This window comes from Planotetraspora phitsanulokensis (genome assembly GCF_016863295.1).
Taxonomy (GTDB): Bacteria; Actinomycetota; Actinomycetes; order Streptosporangiales; family Streptosporangiaceae; genus Planotetraspora; species Planotetraspora phitsanulokensis.
The window spans coordinates 143396-162700 of sequence record NZ_BOOP01000008.1 but is presented as its reverse complement, the minus strand read 5'-3'; the positions used below and the strand labels follow the sequence as shown (position 1 = coordinate 162700).

15 protein-coding genes are annotated in these 19305 nt (G+C 70.8%); 9 read left to right on the top strand and 6 right to left on the bottom strand.

What is annotated here, in order from left to right; genetic code table 11:
• Positions 1–110: 110 nt before the first annotated feature.
• From Pph01_RS10605 to Pph01_RS10595, 3 genes are read left to right on the top strand one after another with little or no spacing between them, the layout of a single operon-like run.
• The gene (locus Pph01_RS10605) at positions 111–1205 is read left to right on the top strand and encodes a TetR/AcrR family transcriptional regulator (protein WP_239116577.1); all 1095 of its coding nucleotides are present in this window, start codon (positions 111–113) and stop codon (positions 1203–1205) included.
• Positions 1206–1263: 58 nt separating this feature from the next.
• Positions 1264–3366, top strand: a complete 2103-nt coding sequence (locus tag Pph01_RS10600) for an RNA degradosome polyphosphate kinase (RefSeq protein ID WP_204072848.1) — start codon at positions 1264–1266, stop codon at positions 3364–3366.
• 9 nt (positions 3367–3375) lie between these two features.
• Positions 3376–4281, top strand: coding sequence for an NUDIX hydrolase (locus tag Pph01_RS10595; RefSeq protein WP_239116576.1), 906 nt, complete (start codon positions 3376–3378; stop codon positions 4279–4281).
• Between the two features lie 22 nt (positions 4282–4303).
• On the opposite strand, the gene Pph01_RS10590 is transcribed toward Pph01_RS10595, so the two are convergent.
• Together Pph01_RS10590 and Pph01_RS10585 are read right to left on the bottom strand one after the other, a co-directional pair.
• Positions 4304–5755: a CYTH and CHAD domain-containing protein gene (locus tag Pph01_RS10590; RefSeq protein WP_204072847.1), complete on the bottom strand. Its 1452-nt coding sequence runs from the start codon at positions 5753–5755 to the stop codon at positions 4304–4306.
• A gap of 70 nt (positions 5756–5825) precedes the next feature.
• On the bottom strand, positions 5826–6584 hold the full coding sequence (locus Pph01_RS10585; protein WP_239116575.1) for a trans-aconitate 2-methyltransferase: 759 nt from the start codon (positions 6582–6584) through the stop codon (positions 5826–5828).
• 87 nt (positions 6585–6671) lie between these two features.
• Here Pph01_RS10585 and Pph01_RS10580 point away from each other — a divergent pair, with 87 nt between their 5' ends.
• Both Pph01_RS10580 and Pph01_RS10575 read left to right on the top strand, forming a co-directional pair.
• Positions 6672–7196, top strand: coding sequence for a MarR family winged helix-turn-helix transcriptional regulator (locus tag Pph01_RS10580; RefSeq protein ID WP_204072846.1), 525 nt, complete (start codon positions 6672–6674; stop codon positions 7194–7196).
• Between the two features lie 299 nt (positions 7197–7495).
• Entirely contained in the window at positions 7496–8293 is a 798-nt protein-coding gene (locus Pph01_RS10575; RefSeq protein WP_204072845.1) for a carbonic anhydrase family protein, read from the top strand.
• A gap of 91 nt (positions 8294–8384) precedes the next feature.
• On the opposite strand, the gene Pph01_RS10570 is transcribed toward Pph01_RS10575, so the two are convergent.
• Both Pph01_RS10570 and Pph01_RS10565 read right to left on the bottom strand, forming a co-directional pair.
• The gene (locus Pph01_RS10570; RefSeq protein WP_204072844.1) at positions 8385–10199 is read right to left on the bottom strand and encodes an ABC-F family ATP-binding cassette domain-containing protein; all 1815 of its coding nucleotides are present in this window, start codon (positions 10197–10199) and stop codon (positions 8385–8387) included.
• A gap of 12 nt (positions 10200–10211) precedes the next feature.
• Positions 10212–11129: a 4-(cytidine 5'-diphospho)-2-C-methyl-D-erythritol kinase gene (locus Pph01_RS10565; protein WP_204072843.1), complete on the bottom strand. Its 918-nt coding sequence runs from the start codon at positions 11127–11129 to the stop codon at positions 10212–10214.
• A 182-nt stretch (positions 11130–11311) separates the two neighbouring features.
• Here Pph01_RS10565 and Pph01_RS10560 point away from each other — a divergent pair, with 182 nt between their 5' ends.
• Positions 11312–12697: a serine/threonine protein kinase gene (locus tag Pph01_RS10560; protein ID WP_239116574.1), complete on the top strand. Its 1386-nt coding sequence runs from the start codon at positions 11312–11314 to the stop codon at positions 12695–12697.
• Positions 12694–14289, top strand: a complete 1596-nt coding sequence (locus Pph01_RS10555; RefSeq protein ID WP_204072841.1) for an FG-GAP repeat protein — start codon at positions 12694–12696, stop codon at positions 14287–14289. The genes Pph01_RS10560 and Pph01_RS10555 overlap by 4 nt, the downstream gene beginning before the upstream one ends.
• On the opposite strand, the gene rsmA is transcribed toward Pph01_RS10555, so the two are convergent.
• Positions 14286–15197 carry a 16S rRNA (adenine(1518)-N(6)/adenine(1519)-N(6))-dimethyltransferase RsmA gene (gene rsmA, locus Pph01_RS10550; protein WP_239116573.1) on the bottom strand — a complete coding sequence of 304 codons (912 nt, stop codon included), beginning with the start codon at positions 15195–15197 and terminating at the stop codon, positions 14286–14288. The two genes, Pph01_RS10555 and rsmA, sit on opposite strands and share 4 nt — an antisense overlap.
• 141 nt (positions 15198–15338) lie before the next feature.
• Here rsmA and Pph01_RS10545 point away from each other — a divergent pair, with 141 nt between their 5' ends.
• Positions 15339–17003 (top strand): serine/threonine-protein kinase, encoded by a 1665-nt coding sequence (locus tag Pph01_RS10545; protein ID WP_239116572.1) that lies wholly within the window; start codon positions 15339–15341, stop codon positions 17001–17003.
• On the top strand, positions 17000–18394 hold the full coding sequence (locus Pph01_RS10540) for an FG-GAP repeat protein (RefSeq protein ID WP_204072838.1): 1395 nt from the start codon (positions 17000–17002) through the stop codon (positions 18392–18394). Before Pph01_RS10545 ends, Pph01_RS10540 begins: the two co-directional genes overlap by 4 nt.
• Before the next feature lie 50 nt (positions 18395–18444).
• Here the strand turns inward: Pph01_RS10540 and Pph01_RS10535 are convergent, their stop codons facing one another.
• Positions 18445–19290 (bottom strand): TatD family hydrolase, encoded by an 846-nt coding sequence (locus Pph01_RS10535; protein ID WP_275412822.1) that lies wholly within the window; start codon positions 19288–19290, stop codon positions 18445–18447.
• Positions 19291–19305: the final 15 nt, after the last annotated feature.

Sequence of the window (19305 nt, the reverse complement as noted above, 5' to 3'; positions counted from 1 at the left end):
CCGTACGCGCACAGATCCCACCCGTGCCCCGCGAAGCGGTGCGCGCCCAACCCGCGAAAGCCGTACGGGGGAAGACGGCCGGCGGACGCGGACAGGCCATGATTGAAACCGTGAGCGACTCCTCCCGATCCCGCAAGCGCATGACTGGCGCGGAACGGCGCGAGCAACTGATCCAGATCGGCCGGACCCTGTTCGCCGAGAAGGGCTTCGACGGCACGTCCGTCGAAGAGATCGCGGCGAGCGCACAGGTCTCCAAGCCCGTGGTGTACGAGCACTTCGGCGGCAAGGAGGGCATCTACGCGGTCGTCATCGACCGGGAGATGCAGCGACTGCTGAGCCTGGTCACGCAGGCGCTGGTGGCCTCGCACGCGCGAGTGAAGCTGGAACGTGCCGCCCTCGCCCTCCTGCAGTACATCGAGGAGAGCAGCGAGGGATTCCAGATCCTGGTCCGAGACTCCCACGCCGCCTCCGGCACCGGCACGTTCGCGAGCCTGATCAGCGACATCGCCGCCCAGGTGGAGAACGTGCTCGCCGACGAGTTCAGGGAGCGGGGATACGACCCCGGCCTCGCGCCGATGTACGCCCAGATGCTGGTGGGGATGACCGCGCTGACCGGCCAGTGGTGGCTGGAGGAGCGCAGGCCCCCGCGCGAGGAGGTCGCCGCGCACCTGGTGAACCTCTCCTGGAACGGTCTCACGGGCCTCGACCCGAACCCCGGGCTGACCTCGGCCTCGCGCGGCCTCGTGCTGACGCCCGCGGTGGACGTGCGGCCGCCGCCTGTCCGGCCCCCGAGCGAGCGAGAGCTCAAGGAGCAGGAGAAGGCCCGGCGCGAGCAGGAGAAGGCCCGCGAACGCGAGATCAAGGACCTCGAGAAGGCGCGCGAACGCGAGCAGCGGGAGCAGGAGAAGGCCCGCGAACGCGAGATCAAAGAGCAGGACAAGATCCGGCGCGAGCAGGAGAAGGCCCGCGAACGCGAGATCAAGGACCTCGAGAAGGCCCGCGAACGCGAGCAGCGGGAGCAGGAGAAGGCTCGCGAACGCGAAGAGAAGGAGCTGGAGAGGGCCCGCGAGCGCGAGCAGAAGGAGCGGGACAGGCAGCGGGAGCGCGAAGAGCGGGAGCTGCAGCGGGCGCAGCCGGAATCCCGGTCGCGAGGGCCGGAGACCACGGCGGATGCGACGGACACCGAGACCGACAGGGTGCCCTGACGATTTCGTTGCGTCGCAGTTAACGTACCGTTCAAATAATTAGGGCATATTTTGTCATATGTCCGCCGAATTCGCTTCCGTCCCTGAACCCGAGGATGTCACCCTGCCCGAGGACGCGCCGCTGCCGCAGGATCGGTTCCTCAACCGAGAGGAGAGCTGGCTCCAGTTCAACGAACGTGTGCTGGAGTTATCGGAGGACCCGTCCGTCCCGCTGCTCGAGCGCGTCAGGTTCCTCGCGATCTTCGCGAGCAACCTGGACGAGTTCTTCCGCGTCCGGGTGGCCGGACTCAAGCGCCGGATGGCGACCGGCCTGCTCCTGCGGACCAAGAGCGGCCTGAAGCCCAGCGAGGAGCTGACGAGGATCGCGGCGATCGCCGACGAGCTCGCCCGGCGGCACGCCGGCGTCTTCCACGACGTCGTGCTGCGCCAGCTGGCCGCGGAGGGGATCGAGATCGTCCGCTGGGACGACCTGGGCCAGGACGAGCGGACGGCGCTGCGGAAGCTGTTCCAGGCGCGGATCCGGCCCGTGCTCACGCCGCTCGCGGTGGACCCCGCCCACCCCTTCCCGTACATCTCCGGCCTTTCTCTCAACCTCGCCGTGACCGTCCGCAACCCGATCAGCGGGAACACGGTCTTCGCCCGGGTGAAGGTGCCCTCGCAGCTGCCGCGGTTCGTCTCGGCGTCGCAGGACCGGTTCGTGCCGATGGAGGACGTCATCGCCGCCCATCTGGGTGAGCTCTTCAAGGGCATGGAGATCGTCCAGCACCACGCCTTCAGGGTGACCAGGAACGAGGACCTGGAGGTCGACGAGGACGTCACGGAGAACCTGATGCAGGCGCTGGAGCGGGAGCTCCGGCATCGGCGATTCGGACCGCCGGTGCGCCTGGAGGTCGAGGACACCATCACTCCCGAGGTGCTCGAACTGCTCGTCGACGAGCTCCGGGTGGCCGACCACGAGATCTACCGGCTGCCCGGCCCGCTGGACCTGACCGGCCTGCACGCCATCGCCGACCTCGACCGCAGCGAGCTGAAGTTCAACCGGTTCGTGCCGGCGGAGGCCGTGAGCGCCGAGGACAGCCTGTTCGCCACGCTGCGGGAGCGGGACATCCTGCTGCACCACCCGTACGACTCGTTCGCCACGAGTGTGCAGCGGTTCGTGGAGGAGGCGGCGGCCGACCCGGACGTCCTGGCGATCAAGCAGACGCTGTACCGGACCAGCGGCGACTCTCCCATCGTCGACGCCCTGATCGACGCCGCCGAGGCCGGCAAGCAGGTCGTCGTGGTCGTGGAGATCAAGGCCAGGTTCGACGAGCACGCGAACATCTCCTGGGCGCGCAAGCTGGAGAAGGCGGGCTGCCACGTCGTCTACGGCGTGCTCGGCCTGAAGACGCACTCCAAGCTGGCCCTCGTGGTCCGGCAGGAGGCCAACGGCGAGCTGCGGCGGTACTGCCACATCGGCACCGGGAACTACAACCCCAAGACGGCCAGGCAGTACGAGGACTTCGGCCTGCTGACGGCCGACCCCCAGGTGGGCGAGGACGTCACGGACCTGTTCATCCACCTCACCGGCTACTCGATCCAGGAGGACTACCGCAGGCTGCTCGTCGCGCCCGACTCGCTCAGGCAGGGCCTGCTGTCCAGGATCGAAGGGGAGATCGAACAGCACCGGAACGGCCGGCCGGCGCGGATCCGCATGAAGACCAACTCGATCGTCGACGAGCCGCTCATCGACGCGCTCTACCGGGCGTCGCGGGCCGGCGTGCCGGTCGATCTGTGGGTCCGCGGAATCTGCGCGCTCAGGCCGGGTATCCCCGGCCTGTCGGAGACGATCCGGGTCAGGAGCATCCTGGGCCGCTTCCTCGAGCACTCGAGGGTGTACGAGTTCGGCGAGGGCGACCGGTCGGAGTTATGGATCGGGAGCGCCGACCTCATGCGCCGCAACCTGGACCGGCGCGTCGAGGCGCTGGTGCGGGTGACCAGCGGGCAGCAGCGCGAGTACCTGTCCGACCTCCTCGACCTCGCCATGAGCGACGCCACGACCGCCTGGTCCCTGAACTCCGACGGGAAGTGGCTGCGTCACAGCGGCGAGATCGATCTGCAGCACCATCTGATCGCGCGCAGGCGCTGGCGGGCCGTGGACGATTCGACCAGCCTGGACTGAGGGGTGGACATGTCCGAACCCGTGGTTCGCTCCACCGGCATGACCGACGTGGTCCGCGCGGCCGGAGCCGTGGTGTGGCGCGGTGACGAGGCCGACCCCGAGGTCGCCCTCGTTCACCGGCCCAAGTACGGCGACTGGAGTTTTCCCAAGGGGAAGCTCAAGTCCGGCGAGCACGTGATCGCGGCGGCCCTGCGCGAGGTGCGGGAGGAGACCGGGCTCGACGTGGTGTTCGGGCGGCCCCTGCCGCCCAACCACTACCTCAAGGACGGCCGCCTCAAGCGGGTGGACTACTGGGCGGCGCGGGCCGTCGGCGTGGCCGAGGACTTCCCCTTCGGCGACGAGGTGGACGAGGTCGTCTGGCTGTCGCTGGACGAGGCCCGGCGCCGGCTGACCTACGAGTGGGACGCGGGACTCCTCAGGTCGCTGACCGCCCTGCCGCTCGCGACCGTGCCCCTGATCTTCGTACGGCACGGCCTGGCCGGATCCCGTCAGGAGTGGAAGGGCGACGACGACCTCCGCCCGCTCGACGAGTCCGGGTGGGCGCAGTCGGCGGCCTTCACGGCGGTGCTCGGCGCCTACCGCCCGTCGGCGCTGGTCAGCTCGCCCAGCCTGCGCTGCGTCCAGATGCTGAAGCCGTACGCCGACGGCCTGGGGATGCGCGTGCGCGAGGACCGGGCGCTGTCCGAGGACGGCTACGATCCGCGCGCCGCCGAGCGGCTGGTGAGCGAACTCGCCGACTCGGGCGAGTCGTCCGTCGTGTGCAGCCACGGCAAGGTGCTGCCGGAGCTGCTGGCGATGTCCTGCGAGGGCCGCCTGGGGGACGACCCGGCCGAGGCCCAGCTCGGCAAGGGGGCGTTCGCCGTGCTGAACCGGGCGGCCGGGCGGCTCGTGAGCGTCGAGCGTCACATCACGTGAGCCTCGCCGGCGGTGGGCGGGGTCAGTTGACCTTCGCCCACACGTCGGGGAACTGCTCGTGGGCGAGGTCGGCCGCCGCGTGCTCCAGGCCGACCAGGACTCCGTAGGTGAAGGTGTCCTCGCCCGCGCCGCGGGCGGCCTCGGCCTCGGTCTCGAGCACGCCCTGGGCCACCACGCCGTCCTGGTGCCTGCCCAGCACCTCCTGCACGGTCTCGGCCCGCGTGGCCAACTCGGACAGCCCGACCGCCTCCGCGGTGTAGCGGGCCCGCTTGGCCGCCTTGCGGACGTCGTGCATGGCGATCTCGCGCTCGTCGGGGTCCTCCATGGCCTGCGCGGCGTCGTAGGCGTCGCCGACCCGCTTCCAGTTCTTGTCCGCGATCTTCTCCAGGGCCTTGCCCCCGTCACTGGCCGCGAGATCGGTCAGCGGCGGGCGGGCGGCGAACTCCTCCAGGCCGTCGAGCAGCGCGAAGTACCGCTCGCCGCTGAGCGCCTCCCGGATCCTGCCGTAGGCCTCGTGCTCCTTCGCCAGCAGGTCGTCTCCCAACCGCCGGCGTATGGGCCCCACGACCAGCGAGGGGTCGAGGGCGTCGAGGCGGTGGGCGAACCTGTCCCGGATGACCTCCAGGTCACGCGCCTCTCCCAGCACCTCGCCGAGCCACCTCAGCTCGTCCTGCAGCGCGGTGGTGTCGCCGAGGAGCGACTTGAAGGCCTTGAACGCGCTCCGCAGCCGCCGGCTGGCGACCCGCGCCTGGTGGACGGCGTCCTCCTCGGCCCGCCGGACCCGCGGGTCCTGGGCGGTGAGCGCCTTGACGTGGCCTCTCAGGTAGGCGACGACGACCTCGCCCGCCGATCCGGGGGTGAGCGCGGTCTCCGGCCTGGCCGGGACGTCGCCGAGCAGGCGGGCCAGCTTGCTGCTCGCGTCCGCGGGGGTCGCCCCGGCCTTGCGCAGGCGTTTGCCGACGCGCCTGAGCACGTCGCGGTCGCCGTCCTTCAGCTCGGCCTCGACCTCGCGCCATCGGACGACGCGGGGCTCGTCGCCGAAGACGGTCCCCTTGACGCGGTCGTCCGCGACCTCCACGAGTTCCTGGCCTTCGGGACCGAGGAGCCGGGTGACGCCCCGCCGCGTCTCCAACTGGGCGACGGGGGCGAGCGCCGCGCCCCGGGTGTAGGCGAGGACGAGCTCCGCGAGCTCCGGCGGCACGGTCTTGGCGCTGCGCGTCAGCGGGAAAGTGATCTCCTGCCTGGCACGCTTGGCCTTGGGCAGCTTGAGGTGCCAACCCTCGTCGTCGCCGCCACGACGGCGGCGCAGAGTGATCCCGCGTGCGGCCAGCCGCAGGTCCGGGGTGTCGAAGTACAGCGCGACGAGGCGATGGCTGAGAGGCTGGGACACCTCGGTGCAGCCCTTGACATCACTCAGATCCGGCAAGCCGAACTCGGATGGCACGTCGAACTTGTCTTCGATCTCGATCGTCATGATCACCCCTAGCATCGGGACCCTATTTGACGCGATATTTCCACCCTAAATGGAATATATGCTTTTTCGGCTATTTATGGGCGACCACGAAGATTCTTCGGAACGGGAACGCCGTGCCGTACGGCTCGCGCGGGTAGGCCTCACGGAGACGCGCGCCGCACTCGGCCAGGAAGGCCTCCCGCTCCTCGGGGGACAGGCGGTCGAGAATCGGCCGCAGGGCCGTGCCCCTGACCCAGGTGAGCACCGCGTCCTCGCCCTGGAGCACGTGGACGTAGGTCGTCTCCCAGGCGTCGACCGCACAGCCGAGGGTGGCGAGCCGGCGGAGGTATTCGACAGGCTCGGCGACGGGCGCTCCCCGGACGAGGTCGCCCAGCCGGTCCCGCCATTCCGTACGGCACAGCTCCCGGATGATCGAGTGGCTCGGCGAGCCGAAGTTCCCGGGGACCTGGAAGGCCAGCCAGCCGCCCTCCGCCAGATCGCCGACCCAGCGCTCGAGCAGATCGAGATGCCCGGGCACCCACTGGAGCACGGCGTTGGAGACGAGCACGTCGACGGGACGATCGGGCCGCCATTCGCGGACGTCCGCCACCTCGAACGTGGGCCCGGGCGGCGCGCCCTCGATCATCGCGGGCGAGGAGTCCACCCCGTGCACCTGCGCGGCGGGCCAGCGCCGGCACAACGACGCGGTCAGCTCCCCGCTGCCGCAGCCCAGGTCGACGACGTATCCGGACCTTTCCGCGCCCACGCGCGCGACGAGGTCGAAGAAGGGCCGCGAACGCTCATCGGCATACGCTCTATAGACGGCCGGGTCCCAGATATCGTGATCCATCAACAATCCTCCCCGAGGCTTATCTTGATATCAAGATAAGCGATATCGCGGAAGATATCTCGACGTCAAGAAAGCTAGACTCTGCCCATGACCTTCTCGAGGCCCGTCGAGGACGAGGTGGACCGCCTGGTCGCCGCCTGGCACCAGGAGAGGCCCGACCTGGACGTCGCGCCGCTTGAGGTGCTGAGCCGGGTCTCACGGCTGAGCAGGCACCTGGAGCGCGAGCGGCGTGCCGCCTTCGCCGACCAGGGCGTCGAGTCGTGGGAGTTCGACGTTCTCACCGCGCTTCGCCGTTCAGGCGAGCCGTACGAACTGAGCCCCGGCACTCTGCTGCGGGCCACGCTGGTCACCTCCGGCACGATGACCAACCGGATCGACCGACTGGCGGCCTCCGGCCTCGTGGTGCGGCGCCCCGACCCCGAGGACCGTCGCGGCGTGCTGGTGCGTCTGACCCCTGCCGGGCTCGAGCGGGTGGACGCCGCGTTCGCCGACCTGCTCCGCCGCGAGAGGGAACTTCTGGCCGGGCTGGACGAGGGGGAACAGCAGGTCCTCGCCGGACTCCTGCGCACGCTGCTCGTTCCGTTCGACGCCTCAGGGGACGCACCCCACTAGCGGTTTCCCGGATCTTTCCCGATCTCCTTTCACCGCGCTGGGCACTCAATGCTCGGCGCTCGGGCTCTCAGTGTTCGGTGCTCAGCGCGAGCACTCCTTGGAATAGCGCGACTTATCGCCGTTTTCTCTGAAATACGCAAGGCCCAATTGACAGATTAACCCTGTGATTGATGACACATTGGTGTCAAGTGGTCGGCAATCTATAAAGGTTGAAATGCCACGCATATCCCCCCGGATGCGAGCAAAGAGGCTCCTGCTCTGCGCCCATTCGGTGCCGACCACTGAGGGGTTCCCCGCGCATGCTTCCTCGTTTCGCCGCCGTTTCGACGGCTGTCGTCATCGGCCTCGCCCCGTTCGCCGTCCCCGTCCACGTGACGGCGCACAAGCCCCCGCCGTGCGGACGCACCGGGACCGGCGCGGCCGTCCAGTCACCCGTGGAGATCGACCGTTCGGCCGCCTGCCGGCGCGCCACCCCAGACCTCGTCATCCACTATCCGCCCAGCGTGGACGGAACGATCGTCTTCCAGGACAAGGCTCCCGTCGGAGGCCGGCCGAGCGAGCACGACGACATCAGATTCGTCATCGGAGACAAGGGCGCCCGGCCGTACATCACTCTCGGCGGCGAACGATACGACCTGCGAAACGTGCACTTCCACGGTCACGCGGAGCACAGATTCGCAGGTGAGCCGTTCGCGCCCGTCGAGGCGCACTTCGTGCACGAGAAGACCGCGGGCGAACGGGGTTATGCCGTGCTCTCCGTCCTGCTGGACCGGAGAGAGGACGGCCGGACCTCCGAGCACGACCGGCTCCTCACATCGCCCCCGACTTTAGGAACATCCAGAGATATCCGAAATATCCGCCTTCGCGAACTTTTGCCCGCCGAGCGGACGACCTATCGCTACACGGGCTCGCTCACCACACCCGACGAGGAGGGCACCTACTTCCAGCCGGTGAACTGGATCGTGTTCGGTCAGCGGGCCGAGGCCGGGCGAAAGGGCGTCCAGACGTTCAGGTCGTTATGGCCCGCCGGCGAAGGCAACGCACGAGAACTCCAACCCAACACGCCACCCCCCACCATCTACCGCTCCCCCGCCTGACCCAGCCCTCAGCGTGATCATGCCTGAGGGTGTGTGCGCACGGTCCCCGGTCCGGCCGCGATCAGGCGGCCGGACCGGGGCTCGTCGGCCGTCAGGAGGCGGAATCGAGCCGTTCGGCCAGTTCCATCCATTCGAGCTCGACCGAGTCCTTCTGCGCGCCGACCTCGCGGAGCTCCGCGTCGAGCTTGCCGAGCAGTTCGAAGTCGCTGGCGGCCGCGGCCATCTCGGCGTGCAGTTTCGTCTCCCGCTCGCCCAGTTTGTCGAGCTGCCGCTCCAGCCGGCTCAGCTCCTTCTGGAGCTCCCGCAACTCCTTGGCGGACAGTCCCGGGGGAACTCCGACCGGGGCGGTCGCGGAGACCTCCGCGGGAGCCGCCGTACTCGCCGTGGCCGCGCGGGCGGACAGAGCCGCCCCGGCCGCCCGGCGTTCCAGATACTCGTCCACGCCGCCCGGCAACATCGACAACCTGCCGTCGCCCAGCAGCGCCACGCAGCGGTCGGCGACCCGCTCAAGGAAGTACCGGTCGTGGCTCACCACGACCAGCGTGCCCGGCCAGGCGTCGAGCAGGTCCTCCAGCTCGGTCAGCGTCTCGATGTCGAGGTCGTTGGTCGGCTCGTCGAGAAGCAGCACGTTGGGCTCATCCATGATCAGCCGGAGCAGCTGGAGACGCCGCCGCTCGCCGCCGGACAGGTCGCCGACGACCTTCCACTGGGCCTCGCCCTTGAACCCGAGGATCTCGAGCAGCTGGGACGCCGACCACTCCTTCTTGCCGACGGTGACGTACTTGCGGACCTCTTCCACCGTCTCGAGCACGCGCCGCCGGGGGTCGAGCTCGGCCAGTTCCTGCGAAAGGTGGGCGAGGCGCACGGTCCTGCCCTCGACGAGCTTGCCGGAATCGGGCGCGATCACCCCCGAGAGCAGGCGTAACACCGACGACTTCCCCGAGCCGTTGACCCCGATCAGGCCGATCCGGTCACCGGGACCGAACTGCCAGGTGCAGTGGTCGAGCACGAGCGGGCCCGCGCCGGGGCCGCCCGCGTGAAGCGTCACGTCCTCGAGGTCGTACACGGTCTTGCCCAGCCGCGCGGAGGCGAACTTCAGCAGTTCGACGGTCTCCCTGGCCGGCGGCACGTCCGCGATCAGAGCCTCGGCGGCGTTGATGCGGAACTTGGGCTTGGAGGTCCGGGCGGGCGGCCCACGCCGCAGCCACGCGATCTCCTTGCGCATGAGGTTCTGCCTGCGGTCCTCGGCCGCCTGCGCGATCCGGGCCCGCTCCGCCTTGGCCAGGACGTAGGCGGCGTACCCGCCCTCGTACCGCTCGACGGCCCCGTCCACGACCTCCCAGGTCCGGGTCGACACCGCGTCGAGGAACCACCGATCGTGCGTGACCACCAGAAGCGCCGACTTGCGCTGCGACAGATGGGCGGCGAGCCAGGCGATGGCCTCGATGTCGAGGTGGTTGGTCGGCTCGTCGAGAACGATCAGATCGTGTTCGCCGATGAGCAGCCTGGCCAGGGCCGTACGGCGTCGCTCGCCGCCGGACAGCGCGGCCGCCTCGGCAGAAAGGTCGATGTCGCCGAGCAGGTTGGCGAGGATCTCCCGGATGGCCGGGTCTCCGGCCCACTCGTGCTCCGCCCTGTCCGCGAGGACCAGATCTTCCACGGTGGCCGCCGGATCGAGGTCGTCACGCTGGGACAGCGTGCCCACGCGCAGACCGCGGTTGTGAGTGACCCGTCCGGTGTCGGGCTTCAGCTCTCCGGCGATGATCGAGATCAGTGTGGTCTTGCCGCCGCCGTTGCGGCCGACGACACCGATCCGATCGTTCTGCTCGATGCCGAGGGAGACGCCGGACAGCAGGGGCTTGGGCCCGAAGGATTGGGAGACTGACTCGAGATTGACCAGGTTCATCGCCCGTAAAGCCTATCCGGCGACGACGGCTCCCGGGACGGGCCCTGACGCGGTCACTACGGACCTGCAGACCCCGGCGCCCGTGAGCGCGAGCGCCACCTCGGCGGCGTGCGCCCCGGAGTCGGCCAGGAAGGCGCACGTGGGCCCGGAGCCGGACACGATCGCGCCGAGCGCGCCCGCGTCGCGGCCCGCGTCGAGCGTCCGCCCGAGGGACGGCCGCAGCGCGAGCGCGGCGGGCTGCAGGTCGTTGACCAGCGCCAGGCCGAGTGCCTTCGCGTCGCCGTCGCGGAGCGCCGCCATGAGCGGCTCGCTGGCGACCGGCCAGGCGGCCTCCTCGCCCGCGGCCTCGCGCAGCCGGTCGCACTCGCCGTAGACCTTCGGCGTGGACAGGCCGCCGTCGGCAAGGGCGAAGACCCAGTGGAAGGTGCCGCCCGTCTCGACCGGCGTGAGCAACTCGCCCTTGCCCCTGCCGACCGCCGTGCCGCCGAGCAGGGCGAACGGGACGTCGCTGCCGATGTCGGCGCCGATCTCCATCAGTTCCTCGACCGGCAGCCCGAGGCCCCACAGCTCGTTGCACGCCACCAGGGCGGCCGCGGCGTCCGCGCTGCCCCCGGCCATGCCGCCCGCCACCGGGATCGTCTTGCGGATCAGCAGGTCGGCGCCGTACGAGCGGCCGGCCCGCGCCGCGAGGGCGAGCGCCGCCTTCGACGCCAGGTTGTCCTCGCCCGTCGGCACGCTGTCCGCCGACTCGCCCTCGACCCGGACGGTCAGCGTCCCGGAGGACGTGGACGGCTCGGTCGCCGTCAGTACGTCGAACAGCGACACCGCGTGGAAGACGTTCACCAGATCGTGGAAGCCGTCATCACGGAGGGGGCCCACGGCCAGCTGGAGGTTGACCTTGGCGGGCACCCGGACGGTGATCTCGCTCATCGCCCGCTCACCGCCTCCCCGACTCGTCCTGTCATCACGGCCACGGGACCCGAGCCTAACGTGGCCTGGACCTGCGACCGGCCAACGGATCCTCCTAAATGAGGGCGAAAGCCGTACATCAAAACGGTACGGTTTGAATGATCCCCCCGGTCAAATGGAGCACACCGATAGACGGCCCCAGCGTGACGAGCGCGCCTCTGTCCCCGAGCGACCCGGCCGCCATCGGCGGCTACACGCTGCTCGGGCGGCTCGGCACGGGCGGCATGGGAACGGTCTACCTCGGCTCCGGGGACGACGACCGGCTCGTCGCCGTGAAGGTCGTCCGGCGGGAGTACTCGGAGGACCCCGACTTCACCTCGCGGTTCCACTCGGAGGTCGAGCACGCGCAGGCGGTGGCCTCCTTCTGCACCGCCGAGGTCATCGGGCACGGCGAGGCCGCGGACGGCCGGCCGTACATGGTCACCGAGTACATCCCCGGCACACCGCTCGACCGGCAGATCTCGACGTACGGCAAGCTCGAGCCGACCACCCTGCACGGCGTCGCGTTCGGGGTCGCGGCGGCGCTGACCGCGATCCACTCGGCCGGCCTGGTGCACCGGGACCTGAAACCCGCCAACGTCATCCTGTCGATGTCGGGACCCCGGGTCATCGACTTCGGCATCGCCCGCGCCGTCGACGCGACCCACGGGCACACCAAGACGGGCGAGGTCGTCGGCACGCCGGGCTGGTGGGCACCCGAGCACCTGCAGGCGAACCCGGTGGGGCCGCCGGCCGACGTCTTCACGTGGGGCTGCCTGGTGGCCTATGCGGGAACCGGCCGCCATCCCTTCGGCGAGGGCCCTCCCATGGTCCTCGCCCACCGCATCCTGGAGACCGAACCGGACCTCACCGGCCTGCCCGAAGGTCTCTCCCACCTCGTGCGCCGGGCGCTGAACCGCTGGCCCAGGAACCGGCCGACCGCGCAGGAACTGCTGCTCGCCCTCCTCGGCGGGCAGACGGAAGAGCGGACGACCGAGGCGATCGAGGAACTGTGGGACCCGCCGCAGAACCTCCTGCCCGTTACCGCTCCCGACTCGGTGCCGGCGTCCCGCCGAAGAGGCCGGAGGAGACCGCCGACGGCCGTCCTCCTGGCCGCGGGACTCGTGGCGGTCATCGCCGCCGGCCTGATCATCGGGCTGCGAGCCGGAAGGCCGGGCGAGGCGGCGGCTCCCACGTCGAACACCCGGGTGAGCGACATCGGACGGCGCTTCGAGATCGGCGACGTCCAACTCGTCGTCCAGCGGCCCTCCTGCGGGAGCGCCGCGGGAGCGGGACAGTCCTGCCTCGTCGAATGGGTCCTGCTCAACGCGGGGGCCACCAAGATCGACCTGGCCGGGCCGCTCGACCTCGTCGACGACCAGGGGGTCACCCGCGCCGCCGTGCGGGCGGTCAAGGACTCCCCCGCGTCCATCCAGCCCGGGGACATGCTCACCCTGTCCACGGAATACACGCTCCCCGCGGACCGCAGGGCCGTACGGCTCGTCGGACCGGTGATCACGGGTGGCGGCGACATCGAGGTGCGCCTGTGACCGGCACGCGGAAGGGACGCCTGGTCCTCACGGCTATCGCACTGGCCTGCGTCGCCGCCATGTCTCCCTCTCCTCCGCCGCCGCCGACGCCGCCCGATCCCACACCGGAGATCACGCCGACGATCACCCCTGAGCCGACGCCCAGTGTCTCGGTCGATCCCACACCGACCCCCACGCTGGTCATCCCCTCGCAGGGATCGCCCCCGCGGCCTCCTCGGTCCGGCAACACCCGCCCGCCCACGCCCCCTCAGCCGGACAGATGCCCGGACGCGGGCGAGTTCGACTTCGACGGGGACGGTCAGGACGACGCCGTGGTCGGCGACCCGTTCGCCGGCTTCGGATCGGCGCGTGGCGGAAGGCTCTTCCTTCTGCACGGCAGGCCGGGCGCCCCCCTCGACCCGGCCGTCCAGGCCATGGACGCGAGCACGCCCGGCTGGATCGCCCGGCCCGGGCACATCGACGGCGACCGGTGCATGGACCTGGTCGTCGCCAACCCGTTCGCGGACGGCAGGCGCGGCTCCTCGACGGTGCACGGCTCCGGCATCGCCTACGTCTACTGGGGCGGGCCCGACTTCGGCCGCGTCGCCACCCGGCTGGAGCTGAAGCCGCCCGTGGCGCGATCCTCCGCGCGTTTCGGCTGGTCCGTGGCCGTACGGGACGGTCTGGTGGCGATCGGCGCACCCTACGAGGACGCCGACGACACGATCGACTCCGGCGCCGTCTACCTCTTCGATCTCAAGGATCGCAAGGCGGGCAAGCCCCAGCGGATCACACAGAACTCGCCCGGCGTCCCGGGCATCGGCCAGCCCGGCGACATGTTCGGCTGGGCGGTGACCCTGGGCAGGCTGGGCGGCTCCCCCGGAGCCACCGACCTGGCGGTGGGAGTTCCCTTCGAGGACAGGGAGGAATCCGGCCAGACGGACACGGGAGGCCTCACCGTGGTCTACGACGTGTCGTCGCACCCGTCGCGGTATCGCGGCGCCAAATGGGATCTCTCCACCGTCACCGACGAGATCCCCTCGAACTCGGGCGACGACTTCGGCTACTCCCTGCGGTTCGGCAAGGACGGCGACCAGGGCTATCTGGCGGTCGGCGCGCCCAAGGCGGACCCGGAGGGGGTGCGGGACGCGGGGGTCGTCGTGCTCTTCGAGGTGACCGACTCAGGTCCGCGCTACCTGCGGACACTGCGCCAGGGGCTCGACATCGTGGGCGACAGCCCCGATCCGGGCGACAGGTTCGGCTGGTCGGTGGCCATCAGCGGCCCGTACGTCCTCGTCGGGGCACCCGGCGAAAGCGGGCCCACCACCCCGGAGAGCGGGGCGGTGAACGTCGTGCCACTCGGTAACGGCTCCGCCGGGCTGATGACGACGCTGGACGATCCTCAGCCGTACGACCACTTCGGATGGAGCGTGAGCGCGTTCGGGGACGGCCGGTTCCTGATCGGCGCTCCCGATCGGGGAACCACGGGAACGGTCGCCGTGGTGACCACGGCGACCGCCGCGAGCGGCCGCAACCTGCGCGAACTCTCGCCTGAGCGGGCGGGGCCGGCGGGCACGCAGTTCCTGGACTTCGGCTCCGCCGTGGCGGGCTAGCCGAGCCGGTCCGTCTCGGGTTCCTTGGGTTCCTTCTCTGGTTCCATCTCCGGGCCCGTCTCGAGAGGCGGCCGGTGCTCGGCGATGCGCGCGAAGTCCTCGATGCCGAGTTGCTCGCCTCTCGCCTGCGGATCGACTCCCGCCTTGACGAGTGCCTCCTCGGCGGCGGACGCCGTACCGGCCCAGGCCGCGAGGGCGGCGCGGAGCGTCTTGCGCCGCTGGGCGAACGCGGCGTCGACGGCCGCGAAGACCTCTTCGCGTGGCGCCGACGTCTCCGGCGGATCCCTGCGGACGAGGGAGACCAGGCCGGAGTCGACGTTCGGCGCCGGCCAGAAGACGTTGCGGCCCACCGGTCCGGCCCTGCGGACGTCGGCGTACCACGCGGCCTTGAGCGACGGAATGCCGTAGATCTTCGACCCCGGGGAGGCCGCGAGCCGGTCGGCGACCTCCGACTGGACCATGACCAGGCTCCGGCGCAGCGACGGCAGCACCTCCAGAAGGTGCAGCAGGACCGGGACGGACACGTTGTACGGCAGGTTGGCCACGAGCGCGGTCGGTTCGGCGCCCAGGTCGGCGGGCCGTACCCGGAGGGCGTCGGCGTGCACGACCGTCAGCCGGTCGGCGCGTTCGGGCTCATGCTCGGCCACCGTCAGCGGCAGTTGCTCCGCGAGCACCGGGTCGATCTCCACCGCGACGACCCGCGCGACCTCGGGGAGCAGCGCCAGCGTCAACGAGCCGAGGCCCGGGCCGACTTCGATGACCACGTCGTCCGGGGCGATCTCGGCCGTCCGGACGATCCTGCGCACCGTGCCGCCGTCGATGACAAAGTTCTGCCCGAGCTTCTTCGTCGGCCTGATGTTCAGCTTCTTCGCCAGCGTGCGTACCTCAACCGGACCGAGCAGGCTCATCCCTCCAGTGTGGTGCATGCTCGCAGGTCGATTCGCCAGGCGACTCGTCGCATGCTCCTTGTTTCCGGGACTTTCCCCCTTGGGGCAATCCACCCCGCATCCGGCGTCGAACCCCCCATATACCGAAAGGGGCGGACAGACGTGGACGACGTACTCACGGTCAGGATCGACAGAAACCGGTCCCCGCGACCCCCCGGAGCCGAGCCGCTCCGACCGGGCGATCCGCCGGTCATCGGCCCCTACCGGCTGCTGGGCAGGCTCGGCGAGGGCGGGATGGGAACCGTCTACCTCGCCCTGGCCCCCACAGGCCGGATGGTCGCGGTGAAGGTGGTGAAGTCCGAGTTCACGCAGGACGAGACCTTCGCCGCCAGGTTCCACGCGGAGGTGGACAACGCCCGCAAGGTGGCCTCGTTCTGCACGGCCCAGGTGCTGGACAACGGCGACGCCGCGGACGGCCGGCCGTACATGGTCACCGAGTACATCCCCGGGGTGCCGCTGTCGCGGCAGATCGCGGCGTACGGCCCGCTGGAGCCGGGCGCGCTCACCGGGGTCGCGCTCGGCGTGACGGCGGCGCTGGCCGCCATCCACGTGGCGGGACTCGTCCATCGCGACCTCAAGCCGGCGAACGTGATCCTGTCCATCTCGGGACCACGGGTGATCGATTTCGGGATCTCCCGGGCGCTCGACGCCACGCACGGCTTCACGCGGGCGGGCGAACTGCTCGGAAGCCCCGGCTGGTGGGCTCCGGAGCAGGTCCGGGGCGAGCAGGTGACCCAGGCGTCGGACATCTTCGCGTGGGGCTGCCTGGTGGCCTACGCGGGAAGCGGCCGCCGGCCCTACGGCGACGGCGACGCGCTGGCCCTGGTCGCCCGCGCGCTCAACAGCCCTCCCGACCTGGGGTCGCTGCCCGCCCCGCTCGACGAGCTCACCCGACGCGCCACCCACCCGGACCCCTCGCGCCGGCCCACCGCACAGGAGCTGCTCATCGCGCTCGTCGGCGGGGTCGCGAGCGCCCCGGCGTCTCCGGCTGCGGTCGCCGTCGTGGCGCCTGCCATATCGGCACCGGCCACTGAAGCACCGGCCACTGAAGCACTGGCCGTGGACGCGCTGCCGACGGAGGCTCTGGCCACGGAGGCACTGGCAGGCGTATGGGAGCCCCCGGTCGGCGTGACGCAGGTTCTGGCCCTGCCCTCCGCCGATGCGGTGTCGGCCGACACGTCCCCCGTACCCGGCGTGCCGTCCCCCGGCGCGGAACCGGGCGATGGCGTGCGGCGCGCCAAGAAGATCCGCCTGCTGGCCGTCGCCGCGTCGGCCGTGATCGCGCTGACCCTCGCCCTCGGCGGGCTGATCACGTTGTCCGGCGGAACGTCGCGGGGCACCGAAGCGGCCGCCGCCACCGTCACGGCCTCCCCCGGGAGCACGGCCGCCGCGGAGAAGGCGCCCGTCGCCGACTCGGACGTCGGCAGGCGGCTGCAGGTCGCGGGGTCCGACACGCAGCTTCTCGTGCCGCAGCGGCCGCGCTGCGGCCTGACCACCTACGAGGACACCACCAGCATTCGCGGTGGCCTGTGCCTCGTCCGCTGGACGATGGTGAACCTGGGCGGAGATCTGGCGCCGATCAGCACCACGCCCCCGCTCCTGGTCGACGACGCCGGAGACGAGCACCCCGCCGAGGAGGCCTCGACGCTCCCGCCCACGGCCCTCGTGCCAGGCGGCAAGGTCGACGGAGTCCTGGTCTTCGATCTCCCGTCCAGCCGTACGCCCGTGAAACTGGTCCTCGCCGACGATCTGGAGGTGCGGCTATGAGGCTCCTGCACACGGTCCCGGCCGTCCTGCTCATGCTCACCGCGCTGTTCAGCCCTGATACGGCTCTCGCCCAGGACGGCTGCTCGACGGCCGGCCCAGCCGACTTCAACGGCGACGGGCTCGCCGACGCCGTCGTGGGGGACCCGTTCGCCGACGTCCAGGGCAAGGAGGGGGCGGGAGCCGTCCACGTCCTGCTCGGCGGCGGGCGGTCGTCTGGTGTCCTGGTGCTCCAGAGTCCCGACGCCGCCTCCGGCGACGGCTTCGGATGGTCCGTACGGACCGTCCATGCCGACGGCGACCGGTGCCTGGACGTGGTGGTCGGCGCGCCGTACAGCGACGGGGAGGGCAGCAGGGACGCCGGGGCGGCCTATGTGTTCCACGGCACGCCGAGCGGTCTGCCCGAGGTCACCAGGCTCCTCCCCGAACGGCAGCCGAACGCCCACTTCGGCTGGTCGCTGGCGGCGGCCGAGTCGCCCTCGGGTGGCGCGCTCGTCGCCGTGGGAGAGCCTCATGCCGACCGCGACGGCGTGACCGATTCGGGAGCGGTCCACCTGTTCGAGGTGGGCGACACCGCGAAAGCTTCAGCGATCATCACGCAGGAGTCCGAGGGCGTCCCCGGCAACAGCGAGATCGGCGACATGTACGGCTGGGCTCTCGCCCTCGGCCACCTCGGCGGCCGGCCCGGCGAGCTCGACCTGGCCGTCGGAGTGCCGTTCGAAAACGACGACGGCGCCGGCAGGCAGGTGGCCTCGGGTAAGGCCGACGCCGGCGCGGTCGGAGTCGTCTTCGACGTGCAGGCCGCGCGCGGCCGCTACGCCGGCACGGCGTTGGGTCCCCAGGGGGACCGGCGCTCGACCGGCCGGTTCGGCTACGCCCTGGACTACGCCGAGTGGCGGGGCGACGGCTTTCTTGCGGCGAGCGCGCCGCGAGCCTCGGGAGACTCCGGAATGGTGGAGCTGTTCGCCAGGAAGGGCGCAGGAGAGGTGTCGCCGCTGCGGACGTTCCCGGCGGAATCCGGCGAACTGGGAGGCGGGAGCCTCGCCTTCTGGAACCGTGAGGGCGTCCTGTCCCTGGCGATCGGCTCGCGCATGACGCCCGCGCTCGACCCCGGGCTGTCAGGCGTGCTGCGGCCGATCCTCGCGGACAACGCGGTCACGTCCGGTGCCGTCCCCGATGTGAGCGTCGGCGCGTTCGTGCACGACGGCGCGGCTGTCAGCGACGTCGGCGGCCGGAGCGCGTTCGAGCCGGGCACGGGCCTGCTCGTGGGCCTGCCGGACGCCGGGCCCACCGGGTCGGTCGCCGTCATCGATCGAGGCGCCCCGGTGTATCACGGCCCAGGAAAGATCGACGGTGGCGCCTCCGCCGATTTCGGCGCGGCCGTCGCCGGCTGAGTCACCATGCGCCTGATGAGTGACGTGCCCCGCCTTCGGCGCCTGTTGAGTCACCAGGCGCCGAAGGCGGTCTCGCCGTTGGCGCTGATGGCGGCGGCCAGGTCGCGGACGTCCGCGCCCTTGACCTCGGCCAGGCAGCGAAGGGTCAGCGGGATGAGGTACGGGGCGTTCGGCTTGCCCCGGTGGGGCACGGGCGGCAGGTAGGGGGCGTCGGTCTCGACCAGCATGAGCTCCATGGGGGCGACGCCGGCGGCCTCCCGCAGGTATCCGGCGTTCTTGTAGGTCACCGGGCCGGAGAAGGACATGTAGTACCCGGCGTCCGAGCAGCGCTTGGCCAGCTCGGCGTCCCCCGAGAAGCTATGAAAAATCACGACATCGGGCGCGCCTTCTTCGGCGAGAACCCTGAGTACGTCGTCGTGAGCGTCGCGATCATGGATGACCAGGGCCTTGCCGGTCCGCTTGGCGATCTCGATGTGCGCGCGGAAGCTCGCCTGCTGGTCGTCATGGGAGGCCCAGTCGCGGAAGTAGTCGAGGCCGGTCTCCCCCACCGCCCGGACATGTGGCAGCCGCGCCAGCTCCTCGATCTCGCCGAGGACCTCAGGGGTGGACGCGTGGGCCTCGTTGGGGTGGATCGCCACTCCCGCGTAGACGTCGTCATGATTCGCCGCCGTCGCGGCGTTCCAACGGGAGGACGGCAGGTCGTACCCGATCGTCACGAGCCTGGTGACACCCACCGACTTGGCCTGTTCGAGGATCGCCCTGATGGAGGCGCCGGCCGCCTGGGCGGCCTGGGCCACCGGGTCACCCGAGGACGCCTGCCTCTCCCCGACCATGATGTCGAGATGGCAGTGGCTGTCGAACACCTCACCCGGCAGACCTTCAGGCACCGGCGGAATCCCATTCACGCCCCC